Raw genomic sequence first — 16,395 nt, forward strand, 5'->3', positions numbered from 1 at the left:
CTTATTAAGCAAGCGAAAAAACTGATAGCTATTAGCAAAAAGCATCAATGCACACTTGAATTATTTGTGATACAAAATGCCCGCCGCCAGAATGGCTGGCGGCAACGTTCTCAGGGCGGGGTGCGACTCCCCACCGGCGGTAATTGCGCGCAAAGCGCATAGCCCGCGAGCGCTTGGCAGATTCCGGCTCCGGTTGAGAATAGGTCAAGGTCAGCAGACCCGGTGTGATCCCGGGGCCGACGGTCATAGTCCGGATGAAGAGAGAACGGGATTGGCGCCAAAGGGCCGTCAACCGGGTGGGCAAGTGGCGATGCCGAACAGCCGTGCGCTGCCCACCTGAACGCACCCTTTAATCCCATTCGATTCATATGCCCTGTTTTTCACACAAACAGGAATCTGAACATGCAACCTACAGCTATTCACCACAACGAACGTGTCGCGTTTATCCAGGCTTCCTGGCACAAAGAGATTGTCGACCAGAGCCGCAAAGGCTTCCTGGCCGAAATGCTGGTGCTGGGCTATCAGGAAAGTGACATCGATTTCTTCGAAGTCGGCGGCGCGTTCGAGATCCCGCTGCACGCCAAGCTGCTGGCCAAGACCGGTCGTTACGCCGGGATCGTCGGCGCCGCCCTGGTCGTGGATGGCGGCATCTACCGTCACGATTTTGTTGCCCAGTCGGTCGTCAGCGGCCTGATGCAAGTGCAACTTGAAACCGAAGTGCCGGTGTTCTCCGTCAGCCTGACCCCGCACCACTTCCATGCCGGCGAAGAGCATCAGAAGTTTTTCTTTGAGCACTTCGTTCACAAGGGCCAGGAAGCGGCCAGGACGTGCGTGGATACGCTGCAGAAAATCCGCGCTATCAAGCGCCTGGATCCGCAGCAAAAGCGCGCGGTGTAATACAGCTGCAAGCCTGCACCGCAGCCCGAACAGGGTCGGTGCAGGCAGAGCGATAACTATGTAAAGCACACCCGGGCTCTCAAAGCGTTTCAATCGTCTGCAACTGGTGCTCAGCCACCTCTCGACCATTGATACCACTCTTTGGAATCTCGCCCATGTGCCCTACTCCTCCACTTGCAACAACAGACCCGCAACCCGCCACCCATCATTTCGAGTTCGACGGCGCAGCCCGCGCGCCCCTTGAGCGAACCCGCACAGAGGTCACAACACCTCTGCCCAATGTGACTGAAACCACTGTCCAGAGCATTCTTCATATTGGTGATAACGCCACCCTCGTGCGCTACGTAAGCGAATCCGTGCTGTATCCCGCGCCTGTTGATCGCCTGGTGTTCAGCGCCACTGTGCCGCGTGCATCCATCTGCGTCAGCAAAGGCAAAAACGATACGCTTGTGATCGACCTGAACCATGAGCGCTATATGATAAAACCGGCCAGCGCGAAACAAATCATCGAAATCCATACCCGGCATGGCGATGACACGGTCTATATCGCTGACACCATCAAAAATCGGCTGCATATCGAGACTGGCGCCGGCCACGACACCGTAGTCTCGAGCTCGGGTTACGCCACCATTAAAACTGGCAGCGGCGATGACCTGGTGATGACGCGTGAAGGCATCAGCTATATAGAAACCGCAGACGGCAACGACATTGTCAGTGCCAACGGGTCAGGCACCGTAGTTGCCTATACCGGCAAAGGAGATGACTTTTTTCGTGGCGGCACAGGCCTGGCCTATGTGGATGCTGGCCAGGGCAACGACACACTGACAGGCGGCCAGGGCCACAACATCCTGTGCGGCGCTGAAGGTGACGATCTGATAACTGCTGGCCCGCGATCCAATGTCATTTACCCGGGACAAGGCAGCAACATCCTTAACGAACTCAAACAGACCGACACGGTTTTCACCGAGAGTGAGCCCACCCATCTTTCAGAGGGGCAAGTGATAACTGCCAAGGAGGCTGAAAACACCTCGGGCAGGCCCGGCCCGAAATCATTCAAGGTCAGTGCCAAACCGCTGTCCGAATCCGGTTTTATCATTCAAGGCAGCGATGAGTTTATCGAGCGGGTGAAGAACGACTTGACGCAGCTTCTTGGCTCCGGTGTTGGCCACCAGTTGCTTTCAGCGCTTACCCAAAGCATTCGCCAGAGCCACAAGCCCATTACCATCGCCGAACTCAAGCATATCGACAGCGGCCTGTACATTCCAAACCTGGGCGATGGCAGGTCCTACATCAAGGTCGACAAGGCAGGCCTGCCGGACTTCGGCGGCACGATTTACTACAACCCGTCATTCGCCAGGTACGGCTTTATACCCTTGGTCGTCCTCTATCACGAACTTTGCCACGCTTACAATTTCGTCACCGGAACCCAATTCCAGGGTTTGAGCCCCGACGGTCATGGCGGCACCAAAGCTGCACCGCAAGTGAGCAACTATGAGTTGCAGGCCGCCGGTTTACCTTGCAACGTGGCGCCGTTTGACTTCGATCAGGACCCCACCACCCCGGCCCTGACCACCAATCCCAAGCCCTTTAGCGAAAACGGCTTGCGCGAAGAGTTGGGCCTGCCCCTGCGCAAAACCTACATAACCTACTCGGATGACTAGCTCACGGAGGCAAGGGTGGCTGGCTCAATAATCATCCCGGCGCGCAGGCCATTCTTGACCTTGGGGTTGGGGAAGATGATCCGCGCGCCCTCTTCCTCGACAATCCAGCGGGTTTTGCCGGCGTCCTGCGCCAGCAGATAGCCCTTGGGCAACTCACTGAAGTTTTCGACATCGGCGGGCAAGTGCAGGATAAAGGCATCGCTGTGCTTGATGACTTCGCGGGCCACGCTGAACAGCTGCAAGCCGTCGAGCGAGGTATCGGCCTGCGCCGGCTCGGTGCCTTCGATCATCTGCTGCAAACGCAGCTCAAGACGCTCGACATTGACCCCGCCGTTCTGCCCGAAAGGCCGGGCCTTGCCCAGCTCAAGGGTAAAGGCCTCGGCGCCCAGCTGATCGTAGGTATAGGCACTGAAGACAATAGAAGGCTTGTTTTGCAGCAACACCGCCTCCATCCCGGCCGCACGCAAGCGCGACAGCTCGGAGCGAGAGTGGGCACGACCTTCTTTATAGGGATACAACGCAAACTGCTCGATCTTCGAACCGCGAATGGCAGTGTGCAAGTCGTAGTGCAGCCGGGTACGCTCAGGCAGGCTGAAAAAGGTTTCGGCCAGGTGCTCAAGCTCGCAGGCCCGCAGGGCCTCGGGGCCGCTGCTGCTTTCGTGACGACCGTTAAACAGGCGGTTGAGGTCCTCTTCGACAAATCGCGCGCCGGTACGCATGGCACCGGGGTTGCCGAACAAAAACAGAATTCGTGCACGGGGCTTGATAACGCCCCGTGCGATGGCCTGCAACAGGCGATCGAGCAATTCGATCGGCGCTGTTTCATTGCCATGCACGCCGGCCGACAACAACAGATCCATGCCGTTGTCACGAGCCTCGGGCGGGCGCACTTCAAGTGCGCCTTCGGTCAGCCAGCGCATGCGCACGCCGTCGACAGTCAGTTGAGTCTTCTCGGCCGGTTCACGTCCGGCCAGGGTCAGTTCAAGCAGTTTGCCGAGAGCGAGCATAGAGCTTCCTTATCAGTGGTTGCAGTCTGGACCGTGTACATGACCGTCTTCGTCATCGCTCATATCAGCCGGTTCCATTTCCAGTTGCAGGCTGACAAGGTTAGTCGCTAATGGACGCAGCAGCAGGTTGGCGTATTCGGCATCGCCTTCTTCAACGTCAACACCGATCAGCAACTGGCCACGGCCGTCCTGCTGGATCCACAGCTCCTTGCCCTGCCACATCACGGCAACGCGGGTGCAGGAAGTTTCCAGCTGGGTGCCGTCGGTGTCTTCAAGGATCAGCTTCAGGGTATCGGTCATTATGTCGCTCTCATTTTTGGGGGGGAAAGGGGCGTGCCTGGTCTCATGATCGCTCAGGCACTGCGCCGCTCAATTGATCTGGAAAGGGTAAACCGCGCCCAGTTTAAGGATTTGCGTCAGTTCATCCAATGCCGTGCGACATTCAAGTAACAATTGCGGGTCGGCCAGGTCGCTTTCGCGCAGGGCATCGCGATAATGTTTGTTCACCCAGGCCGTCAGGGTGTCGTACAGCGCCGGGGTCATGATCACACCGGGGTTGACCGCCGCCAGCTCGGTTTCATTGAGCGCGACCCGCAGACGCAGGCACGCCGGGCCACCGCCATTCTGCATGCTCTGCTTGAGATCGAACACCTTGACCTCACGGATCGGCCCGCCAGCCGCCAGCAACCCTTGCAGGTACTGCCACACACGCGGGTTGGCACGGCACTCTTCAGGCACGATCAACAGCATCGAACCATCGGCGCGGCTCAGCAGCTGGCTGTTGAACAAGTACGAGCGTACAGCATCTTCCACGGCCACCTGATCGCGGGGCACGCTGATCGACTGGAAGTTGCCTCCACGCGCCGCCAGCTTGCCATGCAACTCGGCGAGCATCTGCTCGGTGTTGAGGAACGCATCCTGGTGATGGAACAACAGCTCGCCATTTCCCACAGCGATCACATCGTTATGAAATACGCCCTGATCGATGACCGCCGGGTTTTGCTGGGCAAATACCACGCCCTCTTCGCTCAGGCCGTGCAGACGGGCTACAGCCTGGGAGGCTTCGAGGGTCTGGCGCGCCGGGTATTTTTGCGGCGCCGGGTAACGGCTGTCGAAGGCACTGCGCCCGAACACGAAAAACTCCACGCCCGCCTCGCCATAATCCCGGCAAAAGCGTGTGTGGTTGGCCGCACCTTCGTCGCCGAACTGCGCCACTGCCGGCAATGCCGCGTGGTGGGCAAAGTGCTGTTGATCGGCAAACATCGCGCCCAGCACGCGGCTGGTGGTCGGGTGCTCGATGCTGCGGTGGTATTTGCAATTGAGGTTGGCGGCGGTGAAGTGCACGCGACCGTCGGAGGTGTCTGCGCTGGGGCTGACCGTGGCCGCATTGGCCACCCACATGCTGGAGGCCGAGCAACTGGCGACCAGCAAGGGCATGGCCTCTTTGGCGGCGCGCTCGATGACCTGCGCGTCAGTGCCGGCAAAACCCAGGCTGCGCAACGCCGCGACGTCGGGGCGTTCCTGCGGTGCCAGCACGCCCTGGACAAAGCCCATGTCCACCAGCGCTTTCATTTTTTCCAGGCCTTGCAGCGCGGCTTCCCTGGGGTTGGAAGCCTGCTGGCTGTTGCTCTGGGAGGCGACGTTGCCGAACGACAAACCGCCATAGTTATGGGTCGGCCCCACTAAACCGTCAAAATTGACTTCAAAGGACTTCATCAGCGAGGCTCCGGAAAACGGTGTATGGCTAAAGGTCTTACTGTTCACCCCCCTGTGGGAGCGGGACAAGCGTTACGACAAGCGCACGCCCGGGGTCAGGGCTGCGGGCAAGGCCAGTGTCGGGGTTTCAAGGGAAGCCACCGGATACGCGCAGTAATCGGCCGCGTAATAGGCACTGGCGCGATGATTGCCCGACGCCCCGATACCGCCAAACGGCGCACTGCTGGCAGCGCCGGTCAGCTGCTTGTTCCAGTTGACGATGCCAGCCCGGCTCTCAAGCCAGAACTGCTGGTAACGTGCTTCGGAGTCCGACAACAAGCCCGCCGCCAGACCAAATGCGGTGTTGTTGGCCTCGGCTATCGCAGCGTCAAAGTCGGCGTAGCGGATCACTTGCAGCAGTGGCCCGAACAACTCTTCATCCGAACGCTCGCTGACTTCAGTGACATCGATAATGCCCGGTGTCAGCAGGGCCGCATTGCTGTCAGGCTGATGCATTTCCAGCAAGGCCACGGCACCCGAACCCAGCAACACCTCCTGGGCATCCATCAAGGCACGCGCGGCACCCAGGGAAATCACCGAACCCATGAATGGCGCTGGCTGCTGATCAAATGCACCGACTTCGATACTCTGGCTGACTTCGACCAGACGCGTCAGCAGGCTGTCGCCCCAGGCGCCCTGCGGCACCAGCAAGCGGCGGGCACAGGTGCAACGCTGCCCGGCGGAAATAAAGGCCGACTGGATGATGGTGTAGACCGCTGCATCCAGATCCTCGACCTGATCGACCACCAGCGGGTTGTTGCCACCCATTTCCAGGGCCAGGATCTTGTCCGGACGCCCGGCAAACTGCTGGTGCAGGGCGTTGCCGGTGCGACTGGAACCGGTGAAGAACAAACCGTCGATGCCAGTGTGCGCCGCCAGGGCAATACCGGTGTCGCGCGCGCCCTGCAGCAGGTTGAGCACGCCCGCAGGCAGACCCGCTTCGATCCAGCACTTGACCGTCAGCTCGGCGACTTTGGGGGTCAGCTCGCTAGGCTTGAACACCACGCTGTTACCGGCCAGCAACGCCGGAACAATATGGCCGTTGGGCAAATGGCCGGGGAAGTTGTACGGGCCGAAAACCGCCACCACACCGTGGGGCTTGTGGCGCAAAACAGCCGTGGCATCGCCCAGCGGGCCGCTTTTTTCACCCGTGCGCTCGCGGTAGCTTTGCACCGAGATCGCCACTTTATTGATCATGCTGGTGACTTCGGTAGCCGACTCCCAGAGGGGCTTGCCGGTTTCTTCACCGATGCAGCGCGACAGTTCATCAGCATGGTTTTTAAGACTTGCCGCAAACGCTTCGAGTACGCTCAGGCGCTGCTCGAATGTCTGCCTGGCCCACTGCGGGAAAGCCTGGCGTGCGGCCTTGACGGCCGCATCCACTTGCCCGGCATCGGCACCCTGGCCAGCCCACAGCACTTGCTGGGTAACCGGGTTCAGCGACTCAAAGGCCTCGCCCTGGCCGTCCTGCCAGGCACCTGCGATATACAACGTACTCATTATTTCGACTCCCGTGGGGCCACTGGCTGGGCGGACAAGGCAACGGCGCGCACCTGGTCGCCCGCGCTCAGTTGCAAGCGTTTGGCGGTCAATGGATCGACCACCAGGGTGCCTGCAGCCAGCCGCGCCGGGGCGGCCGTGATGCGGCAATCTTCGCGTTTGCGGTTGTGCATCAGGTAAGGCGTGGCATCGTCACCCGGGGTACCGATGGCCAGCACCAGGGCTTCGCTGTCGCGTACCGCACGGATCTTGCTGGTTTCGCACTCGACCGCCGGGCCTGCGTCGAAGATGTCGACGTAACCCTGATAGCTGAAACCCTCGCTTTTAAGCATGTTCAAGGCCGGCTCGGTGTGGGTATGCACCTTGCCGATCACCGCACGCGCATCCTCGGACAAGAAGCAGGTGTACACCGGGAACTTGGGCATCAGTTCGGCGATAAAGGCCTTGTTGCCCACACCGGTGAGGTAGTCAGCCTGGCTGAACTCCATCTTGAAGAAGTGTCGGCCCAGGCTTTCCCAGAACGGCGAGCGGCCGTTTTCATCGGACATGCCACGCATTTCGGCAATGATCTTGTTGCCAAACAGCTCCGGGAACTCGGCGATAAACAGCATCCGCGCCTTGGCCAGCATGCGGCCATTGAGCCCGGTGCGGTAGTCGGCACTGAGGAACAACGAGCACAGCTCGGAATTGCCGGTCAGGTCGTTGGCCAGAAACAGGGTCGGGATTTCGCGATAAATATTCAGTTCCTGTGAGGCGCTGACTGTCAGGCCCACACGGAAGTTGTACCAGGGCTCGCGCAAGCCCACGGCGCCAGCAATGGCAGAAATTCCCACCACCTTGCCGTCGTCGTTTTCCAGCACGAACAGGTAGTCCGCATCGCCGCGCTCGGCTTCGCCACGGAAAGTTTTTTCAGCCCAGGTCACCCGGTGCAGCAAGCGCTCTTCGTTGGCCGGCAAGGTGGTCAGGCCAGTGCCGGTGCTGCGTGCCAGCTCAATCAGGGCCGGTAAATCGCTGTTGCGTACAGGACGAACGATCATGCTATCTCCTTGGACGGGGCTCGCTGACGACCCCCGCGAAACTCGCTCAAACGCGTTAAACCGCCACCACTCGCACGCTGGCACCTTCGCCAACGCCAAGTGCTTCGGCCGCTTCCAGATCCAGCGTGACCGGCTTGCCCGGTGCCCAATCCAGCTCCAGCAGTACCGCGCGGTAATCCTGCAGCTGGGCGTTGGCCACCAGGTACTGACGACCGCCGCCTTTGCTCGACTCGCCGATCTTGACAGGCACCACGCGGCTCTGGGCGATCGAGCGGATGCCCGACACCCGTGCATGCAGGGTCGGGCCACCGTCGAAAATATCGATGTAGTGATCGGTCTCGAAGCCTTCGCGCATCAGGATGTCGAAGGTGATCTGCGCACGCGGATGTACCTGCCCCATTGCCTCCTGGGCCGTGTCGGGCAGCAACGGCACATAGATCGGGTAATGGGGCATCAGCTCGGCGAGGAAGGTGCGGCTCTTGAGTCCGCACAGGCGCTCGGCGGCGGCATAGTTCAGGTCGAAGAAGTTGCGGCCAATGGCGTCCCAAAATGGCGAGTCGCCATTTTCATCGCTATAGCCCACGATCTCGGTCACCACGGAATCGGCAAAACGCTCCGGGTGGTTGGCCACAAACAGCAGGCGGCCACGGGAGTTGAGTTCGGACCAGGTCGAGCCCACCAGTTCCGGGACCACATAAAAACTGGTCAGCAGGCTGTTACCGGTCAGGTCATGGCACTGCGACAGGACGTGGATCTTGTTGTGGATCTTCAGCTCGCGGGAGGCGTGCACGAACGTCTCGTTACGGAAGCTGTAGAACGGCTCCGAGTAACCGGCCGATGCCACGATCGCCGAGCACCCCACCAGCTTGCCGGCGGCAGTGTCTTCAAGGACGAAAAAGTAGCTTTCCTCGCCATTGAAGCTGACTTCGGCGGCAAACGAAGTTTCGGACGCGGCGATCTTGTCGCGCAGGCGTTCGATATCGTCGGGCAATGAAGTGACACCAATCGGGCTGTCCGCAGCCAGACGCTGTACCTCGCCCAGATCAGCCATTTGCGCAGGGCGCATCACCAGCATGGTGTCACTCCTTAATCCTTGAACCACATAGAGGGGGAACATGCCGAACAGTCGAATACACCCGGGACCTCAACTGTGGGAGCGGGCTTGCTCGCGATGGCATCACTGCGCCATGACTGACACACCGCGCTGCCTGTATCGCGAGCAAGCCCGCTCCCACACTCAAAGCCCCGTGCATTGAGCCTGACTCGGCACATTAAATTAGGTCAGGCACCCGGTAATCCGGGCGCCGGGGTCACACTCAGGCTTGCGTCAGATTCTTCACGGCACGTTCGAAGCGATCCAGGCCTTCTTTGATATCGGCCTCTTCAACCACCAGGCTTGGCGCAAAACGCACCACGTCGGGGCCGGCCTGCAGAATCATCAGGTTTTCTTTTTCAGCGGCGTTGAAAATGTCCTTGGCGCGGCCCTTCCAGGCATCGCTCAATACACACCCCAGCAACAGGCCCATGCCGCGCACTTCGGTGAACAGGCCGTATTGCTGGCCGATTTGCTCAAGACGGGTCTTGAACAGGTCATGCTTGGCCTTCACGCCCTGCAGCACCTGCGGGGTATTGATCACATCGATCACTGCATTGCCGACGGCGCACGCCAGCGGGTTGCCACCATAGGTGGTGCCGTGGGTACCCACAACCAGATGCTTGGCCAACGCTTCGGTGGTCAGCATGGCTGCGATCGGGAAACCGCCGCCCAGGCTCTTGGCGCTGGTAAGGATGTCCGGGGTCACGCCGTAATGCATATAGGCAAACAGCTCGCCAGTACGGCCCATGCCGGTTTGCACTTCGTCAAACACCAGCAGCGCATTGTGCTGGTCGCACAGTTCACGGGCGCCCTGCAGGTAAGCCTGCTCGGCCGGCAGCACGCCGCCTTCGCCCTGGATCGGTTCCAGCACCACGGCGCATGTCTTGTCCGAGATCGCCGCTTTCAGCGCGGCAAGATCGTTGAACGGGACATGGGTAATGCCGGTGATTTTCGGGCCGAAACCGTCGGAGTACTTCGACTGCCCGCCCACGTTCACGGTAAACAGCGTGCGGCCGTGGAAGCTGTTGAGTGCGGCGATGATTTCGTACTTCTCGCTGCCGAAACGGTCATGCGCCACGCGACGGGCCAGCTTGAAGGCGGCCTCGTTGGCTTCAGCGCCCGAGTTGCAGAAGAACACGCGCTCGGCGAAGGTCGAATCCACCAGTTTTTTGGCCAGGCGCAGGGCCGGCTCGTTGGTGAACACGTTGGACACATGCCAGAGAGTATTCGCCTGCTCGGTCAAGGCACCGACCAATGCCGGATGCGCATGACCCAGTACGTTAACGGCAATGCCGCCTGCGAAGTCGATCAGCTCTCGACCGGCCTGGTCCCACACTCGGGAACCGGCGCCACGCACAGGAATAAAGGCTGCAGGTGCGTAGTTGGGAACCATGACCTGATCGAAATCGGCGCGTTGCACCGGGGCTTGCTCAACGGACATCGGAGTCTCCTGAAGAGGAACGCCTGCCTAAACTGGCGAGCGATGGGGGGATTGTAGGGACACATCGGGGGCTCGCCTTGTCGCCAAGCGACAACTTCTTATAGCGCCAAACCACGATTTACCAAGGCTTACGACAATGCGACATATTCCGTCACAAAGGCGCAGTTTAAACGCTGGGGCGTGTTTACGGCAGCACTGCGGGGTGCTGATTTGCCGCAAACGCATGAGCCTTGCCATCACGGCAAGTCATGCAGGTTTGGACAGCAGGCTGTGACAGGCTGTTTTCAGCCGCGCTCGGCGGGTGCCGACGACAGTTCGAACGGGCTGCTGCTGCGGCGCTGGTTGCGGTCTTCACGCGGGGTCGCGCCAAAGAAGTTGCGGTAGGCGCTGGAGAAATGCGGCCCCGACGAGAAGCCACAGGACAAGCCGATCTGGATGATCGACTTGCTGGTTTGCATCAGCATCTGCCGCGCCTTGTTCAGGCGCAGTTCGAGGTAGTACTGGCTGGGTACGCGATTGAGGTACTGCTTGAAGATGCGCTCCAGTTGCCGACGGGAAACGCACACATGCTGGGCGATTTCGTCGGTGGTCAGGGGCTCTTCGATATTGGCCTCCATCAGCAGCACAGCCTGGGTCAACTTGGGATGGCTGGAGCCAAGGCGGTTTTGCAGGGGAATGCGTTGACGCTCGCCACCTTCACGGATGCGCTCGACCACCAGCTCTTCAGACACCGCTCCGGCCAGCTCGGCACCATGATCGCGAGCCAGTACCGCCAGCAACAGGTCGAGCACCGACAAGCCGCCACAGGCACTGAGACGGTCACGGTCCCAGTCAAACAGATGACTGGTGGCAATCACCTTGGGGAAGCGCTCGGCAAAATCATCCTGCCAGCGCCAGTGAACCGCCGCACGGTAACCATCGAGCAGGCCCAGTTGTGCCAGCGGGTAAACGCCCGCTGACAATCCGCCAATGACGCACCCTGCCCGCACCAGCTGTTTGAGCGCACTGCTCAAGGCCGGGGCCAGGGCCGCTGGCGGCTCATCGGCGAGCAAAAACAGTTTTTGGCAGCCTTCCAGCTTGCCGTTCCAGGGCTCACCGGGCAATTGCCAGGCACCCTCGAGCGGCGCTTCGGCCTGCAGGAACAACAATTCGTAAACGACTTCAGGATGCACGCGCTGGGCAACACGCAACGCTTCCTCGGCCAGCGCCAGGGTCAGGGCCTTGGTGCTGGGCCAAATGAGGAAACCAATTCGATGGGCGGTCATAGCGTGCTATCCGGAACGAGAACAGGAATAAAACCAATACACCCAGCCTAGGCCAGCTGCGCGGGATGCGGAGCATGACCTATTTTGGTGCATGGCGGCAGTGTTAAAACTGCAGTTACTTCAAGCTGCCCGACAAAAACTGCTGCAAACGCTCGCATTGCGGGTTGACCAGCACTTCACGCGGGTCGCCGCTCTCTTCAACTATCCCCTTGTGCAGGAACACCAGCTGGTTCGACACTTCACGGGCAAAACCCATTTCGTGGGTCACCACCACCATCGTGCGGCCTTCCTGGGCCAGGTCCTGCATCACCTTGAGCACATCACCCACCAGCTCCGGGTCAAGTGCTGACGTTGGCTCGTCAAACAGCATGACTTCCGGCTCCATCGCCAGGGCGCGGGCAATCGCCACACGCTGCTGCTCGCCACCCGACATATGCCCCGGGTAGGCGTCCTTGCGATGGGACACGCCCACTTTCTGCAGGTAGTGCTCAGCCTTGTCACGGGCCTCGGCCTTGGACATGCCCAGCACATGCACCGGCGCTTCCATGATGTTTTCCAGCGCGGTCATATGTGACCACAGATTGAAATGCTGGAACACCATCGACAGGCGCGAGCGCATGCGCTGCAACTGCTTGGGATCGGCGGCCTTGAGCGCGCCATCTTTGCTGGCGATCAGCTTGAGCTCTTCGCCGTTGAGCAGGATCTTGCCGGCATGGGGCTGCTCGAGCAGGTTGATGCAACGCAAGAAGGTACTTTTGCCGGAACCACTGGAACCGATGATGCTGATCACATCGCCTGCCTTGGCGGCCAGTGAAACGCCTTTGAGCACTTCATGACTGCCATAGCGTTTATGCAGGTCTTGGACTTCAAGTTTGTACATGCTGTCGGTTCTCACAAAAACAGTCAGTCGTTGAGCAAGCGCCCGTGGCGCAAAGGCTCTCGCCCCGCCACTTTAGCCAGCCAGAAACCGGGTTGGGCATAACGCAGGCGCTCAACGGCAAATAACACGCCGGATGTTCCTGCGCATACCGTACTGACCCGGTCAGATAAAGGATCAATCACTTCAAACAGCGGCTCGCCCTTTTCAACCCAGGCGCCCACCGGACGTAAAAAACTCACCACACCAGGGTGCGGTGCAAACAATAACTCAGTGCCTTCAAACGGCATGCCTTCGCAGGTGTCATGCTGTGCAGCAGGCCAGTCGCCATTGATCAGCCCTTGTTCGGCCAGAAACGCCAGAATACCCTCGGCATACGCTTCGGCCTGGGGCCTGCCGGTATCGGCCTGACCGCCCAGCTCCAGGGTGGTGGACATGCAGGCCAATGGAATCTGCGCATCGGCAAACCGGCGCTGCAAACGCAGCCAGGGTACTGAGCAGGCTTCATCGAAGGAGCTGCCACCCGAGTCTTCAGCCAGCAAGCCAACCCGAACACCCAGATGCGCAGCCAGCGAACGCCACTGCGGCCAATGCTGGGGCAACGCGTACATGTGCAGGGCAGCGTCGGTTTCACAGTGCAGGTCCAGCACAATGTCCGCATTGCAGGCATGGCTCAACAAGACACGCTGCATACCTTGCAACGGGCTGGTCGCCGCTGGCAACCCGGCCAGCACCTCCAGCATGGCCTGGCGGATCAGCCGGGTATTGGCGTGGGGATCATCCCCCAGGCGACCTGCCAGCCGCTGCGCTACCGGCTCACTCAACTCGACAAAATCGCGATTGAAGTTCTTGCCGCTGTCAAACTCGAAACGCCCCTGGTGGCTGCCTTGCAGCAACTGGCCAAGCCCCAGGGGGTTGGCCACGGGCACCAGCTCAATCACACCGTTCAAGGCGCCACGGGCTTCAAGTTCGCTCAGGCGTTTCTTCAGCTCCCAGGCACAACGCATGCCCGGCAGCTCGTCGGCATGCAGGCTGGCCTGGATATAGGCCTTGCGCTCACCTGCGCCGAACCGGAACACCGTCAAATGACGCTCGCAACCCAGGTTGCTCCAGGGCAGCAGGTGATCGATACGTTCCATCGGTCAGGCCTTGCGCGGGGCCATATAGCCCAGCCAGCGGCGCTCGGCCAGTTTGAACAGGCGCACCAGAATGAACGTCAGGCACAGGTAGAAAGCACCAGCCGTGATATAGGCCTCAAACGGCAGGTAGTACTGGGCATTGACCGTACGCGCAGCGCCGGTGATGTCGATCAGGGTCACGATGGAGGCCAGGCTGGTGGTCTGCAACATCATGATCACTTCGTTGCTGTATTGCGGCAGCGCCCGGCGCATGGCCGACGGCAACAGAATGCGGCGATACATCTTGGAACGGGACATGCCCATCGCCTTGGCTGCTTCAATCTCGCCATTGGGCGTGGCCCGCAAGCTGCCGGCAATGATTTCGGCAGTATAGGCACTGGTATTGATGGCAAATGCCAGGCAGGCGCAGAAGGTGGCACTGGACAACAGCGGCCACATAAAGCTGTCACGGATGACTTCGAACTGGGCCAGACCGTAATAGATCAAGAACAGCTGCACCAGCATCGGCGTGCCACGAATCACATAGGTAAACAGCCAGGCAGGAAAGTTGACCCAGGCCTGCTTGGAGACCCGCATCAAACCCAGCGGCACGGCCGCCAGCAAGCCGAAAAACAGCGAGATACCCAGCAGTTTCACGGTTTCCAGCAGCCCGCTCAGGTACAGCGGCATGCTGGCCCAGATGACGTTGTAGTCAAAGATCATAGCTCAGCCGCCCTAACGCCTACCGAGTAGCGCTTCTCAAGTTGTCGCAGTGCCAGCAGCGAAACACTGGTCAGTACCAGGTACATCGCTGCAACGGCCAGGAAGAAGGTGAACGGCTCGCGGGTGGCATCCGCCGCCTGCTTGGCCTTGAACATCATGTCTTGCAGGCCCACCACCGAAATCAGCGCCGTAGCCTTGGTCAACACCAGCCAGTTATTGGTAAAGCCAGGGATCGCCAGGCGAATCATCTGCGGCACCAATACCCGGAAAAACACCTGGAACGGACTCATGCCATACGCCATGCCGGCTTCAGCCTGCCCCTTGGGGATGGCCATGAACGCACCACGAAACGTCTCGGACAGGTAGGCACCAAAAATAAAGCCCAGGGTGCCGATACCGGCAGCCAACGGGTTCAAGTCAATGTAATCGTCGTAGCCCAGCATTGGCGCCACGCGATTGAGCAAGTCCTGACCGCCGTAGAAAATCAGCAAAATCAGCACAAGGTCGGGAATCCCGCGGATTACCGTTGAATACAGATCGCCCATCCAAGCCAGCCAACGTACCGGCGACAAGCGCAACGAAACACCGATCAGACCTAGAACAATGGCCAGGGCCATGGACGACAAGGCGAGCTGAAGCGTCAGCCAAGCGCCATCGAGGATGACAGCCCCGTAGCCTTTCAACATGATTCCGGCCCTCTAGAAAAATAGCTCGAAAATGAGGATGAAAAAATGGCGCAAACTTCAGAGATCCTGTCGCTTGCGCCATTCAGACGTACTGCTGCGATGTATTACTGACCGTAAATATCGAAGTTGAAGTACTTGTCCTGGATTTGCTTGTACTTGCCGTTTTCACGGATAGCCGTGATGGCAGCGTTGATCTTGTCTTTCAGGGCGTCGCCCTTGCGCACGGCGATACCCACGCCATCACCAAAGTATTTCACGTCGGTGAAAGCCGGGCCTGCGAACGCATAGCCTTTGCCAGCCGGGGTTTTCAGGAAACCGTCTTCCAGCAAAGTGGCGTCGGCAACGGTACCGTCAAGACGACCCGCTTCAACATCCAGGTAGATTTCGTTCTGCGAGCCGTAAGGCACGACTACTGCGCCTTTGGGTGCCAGGACTTCCTTGGCGAAACGGTCGTGGATCGAACCACGCTGCACGCCGATTTTCTTGCCTTTGAGTTCATCAAGGCTGTCGCTGACCACAGTACCTTCCTTCATCACCAGGCGAGCCGGGGTCAGGTAGTACTTGTTGGTGAAATCAACCGACTTCTTGCGGTCTTCGGTGATGGACATCGAGGACAGGATCGCGTCGATTTTGCGCACTTTAAGCGCAGGGATCAGACCATCGAATTCTTGCTCGACCCACACACACTTGACCTGCATCTGCTCGCACAGTGCATTACCGATGTCGTAGTCAAAACCCACGATACTGCCATCCGGGGCTTTGGAAGCGAACGGAGGGTAAGCCGCTTCAATACCAATTTTCAGAGGTTTGTCAGCAGCAAAAGCCTGCAGGGACAGCACGGACAGTGCCAGGGCGCCAAGAAGCACGAGTTTCTTCATCTTAGGACTCCATCGGTAAAGGCAATAAAAGCAGAGTGAGCCTGAGCCCAATATGCGGAGGTTAAACCGGGAATGCGGCGCCACGTCCTACTGGCGTTGCGCTGTGACCAGCACAACAACGACGAGCGAGTGATCGGCATTCTAACGACAGGCTTCAAGCCGTTATTTCTTCAATGCGACAACTAATTACAGATGCATCGAAAAAGGCGGCCTTGCGTGTTGACATCTCTGCAAATAAATGCAAGAGGAAAAGACGTAGAACCTATAGAAGCTGCAAATAGCGGGCCTATTATTCGCAAACCCTTCTATTCCGGCAAGTGCAGCGTTTAATCTTATTTTTTCAGGGCACCAGAAGGGCTCTAAATCGGTGCTTTGGGTGTCGCAAAGCCCCATCTTGGAGCCGTCGGTTACATATTCGGTAACACCGCCCGCCTGCGCGCACAGTTGCAATTGT

General features: G+C 59.3%; 15 protein-coding genes and 1 riboswitch. Of the genes, 2 read left to right on the forward strand and 13 right to left on the reverse strand.

The window, feature by feature from the left end; genetic code table 11:
• The first annotated feature begins 102 nt into the window (after positions 1-102).
• Positions 103-271: riboswitch (FMN riboswitch) on the forward strand.
• A 131-nt stretch (positions 272-402) separates the two neighbouring features.
• Together BLU25_RS08470 and BLU25_RS08475 are read left to right on the forward strand one after the other, a co-directional pair.
• Entirely contained in the window at positions 403-897 is a 495-nt protein-coding gene (locus BLU25_RS08470; protein WP_016782136.1) for a 6,7-dimethyl-8-ribityllumazine synthase, read from the forward strand.
• Positions 898-1,052: 155 nt separating this feature from the next.
• Positions 1,053-2,558: a M91 family zinc metallopeptidase gene (locus BLU25_RS08475; protein WP_081481074.1), complete on the forward strand. Its 1,506-nt coding sequence runs from the start codon at positions 1,053-1,055 to the stop codon at positions 2,556-2,558.
• Here the strand turns inward: BLU25_RS08475 and astE are convergent.
• The 13 genes from astE to BLU25_RS08540 all read right to left on the reverse strand — a co-directional run bounded on the left by astE (position 2,555) and on the right by BLU25_RS08540 (position 15,941).
• A complete protein-coding gene (gene astE / locus BLU25_RS08480) occupies positions 2,555-3,565 on the reverse strand; it encodes a succinylglutamate desuccinylase (protein ID WP_016782134.1) in 1,011 nt (336 codons plus the stop codon). The genes BLU25_RS08475 and astE overlap by 4 nt on opposite strands.
• A 12-nt stretch (positions 3,566-3,577) precedes the next feature.
• Positions 3,578-3,865, reverse strand: a complete 288-nt coding sequence (locus BLU25_RS08485) for a topoisomerase II (RefSeq protein ID WP_083369594.1) — start codon at positions 3,863-3,865, stop codon at positions 3,578-3,580.
• Between the two features lie 69 nt (positions 3,866-3,934).
• Entirely contained in the window at positions 3,935-5,281 is a 1,347-nt protein-coding gene (gene astB, locus BLU25_RS08490; protein WP_016782132.1) for an N-succinylarginine dihydrolase, read from the reverse strand.
• Positions 5,282-5,353: 72 nt separating this feature from the next.
• Entirely contained in the window at positions 5,354-6,823 is a 1,470-nt protein-coding gene (gene astD / locus BLU25_RS08495) for a succinylglutamate-semialdehyde dehydrogenase (RefSeq protein WP_172832039.1), read from the reverse strand.
• Positions 6,820-7,857 carry an arginine N-succinyltransferase gene (astA, locus tag BLU25_RS08500; RefSeq protein ID WP_016782130.1) on the reverse strand — a complete coding sequence of 346 codons (1,038 nt, stop codon included), beginning with the start codon at positions 7,855-7,857 and terminating at the stop codon, positions 6,820-6,822. Before astA ends, astD begins: the two co-directional genes overlap by 4 nt.
• Positions 7,858-7,912: 55 nt before the next feature.
• On the reverse strand, positions 7,913-8,932 hold the full coding sequence (aruF, locus tag BLU25_RS08505; protein ID WP_083369595.1) for an arginine/ornithine succinyltransferase subunit alpha: 1,020 nt from the start codon (positions 8,930-8,932) through the stop codon (positions 7,913-7,915).
• 241 nt (positions 8,933-9,173) lie between these two features.
• Positions 9,174-10,394 carry an aspartate aminotransferase family protein gene (locus tag BLU25_RS08510; RefSeq protein ID WP_016782128.1) on the reverse strand — a complete coding sequence of 407 codons (1,221 nt, stop codon included), beginning with the start codon at positions 10,392-10,394 and terminating at the stop codon, positions 9,174-9,176.
• A gap of 284 nt (positions 10,395-10,678) precedes the next feature.
• Positions 10,679-11,659: a transcriptional regulator ArgR gene (gene argR / locus BLU25_RS08515; RefSeq protein WP_016782127.1), complete on the reverse strand. Its 981-nt coding sequence runs from the start codon at positions 11,657-11,659 to the stop codon at positions 10,679-10,681.
• A gap of 115 nt (positions 11,660-11,774) precedes the next feature.
• The gene (locus BLU25_RS08520; protein WP_016782126.1) at positions 11,775-12,539 is read right to left on the reverse strand and encodes an ABC transporter ATP-binding protein; all 765 of its coding nucleotides are present in this window, start codon (positions 12,537-12,539) and stop codon (positions 11,775-11,777) included.
• A 23-nt stretch (positions 12,540-12,562) separates the two neighbouring features.
• On the reverse strand, positions 12,563-13,675 hold the full coding sequence (locus tag BLU25_RS08525) for a succinylglutamate desuccinylase/aspartoacylase family protein (RefSeq protein ID WP_016782125.1): 1,113 nt from the start codon (positions 13,673-13,675) through the stop codon (positions 12,563-12,565).
• Between the two features lie 3 nt (positions 13,676-13,678).
• Positions 13,679-14,377, reverse strand: a complete 699-nt coding sequence (locus BLU25_RS08530) for an ABC transporter permease (RefSeq protein WP_016782124.1) — start codon at positions 14,375-14,377, stop codon at positions 13,679-13,681.
• Complete coding sequence (locus BLU25_RS08535; RefSeq protein WP_016782123.1) at positions 14,374-15,063, reverse strand: ABC transporter permease; 690 nt, start codon at positions 15,061-15,063, stop codon at positions 14,374-14,376. Before BLU25_RS08535 ends, BLU25_RS08530 begins: the two co-directional genes overlap by 4 nt.
• Before the next feature lie 104 nt (positions 15,064-15,167).
• Entirely contained in the window at positions 15,168-15,941 is a 774-nt protein-coding gene (locus BLU25_RS08540) for an ABC transporter substrate-binding protein (RefSeq protein ID WP_016782122.1), read from the reverse strand.
• Positions 15,942-16,395: the final 454 nt, after the last annotated feature.

Origin of the sequence: Pseudomonas fragi, assembly GCF_900105835.1 — a bacterium.
Taxonomy (GTDB): Bacteria; Pseudomonadota; Gammaproteobacteria; order Pseudomonadales; family Pseudomonadaceae; genus Aquipseudomonas; species Aquipseudomonas fragi.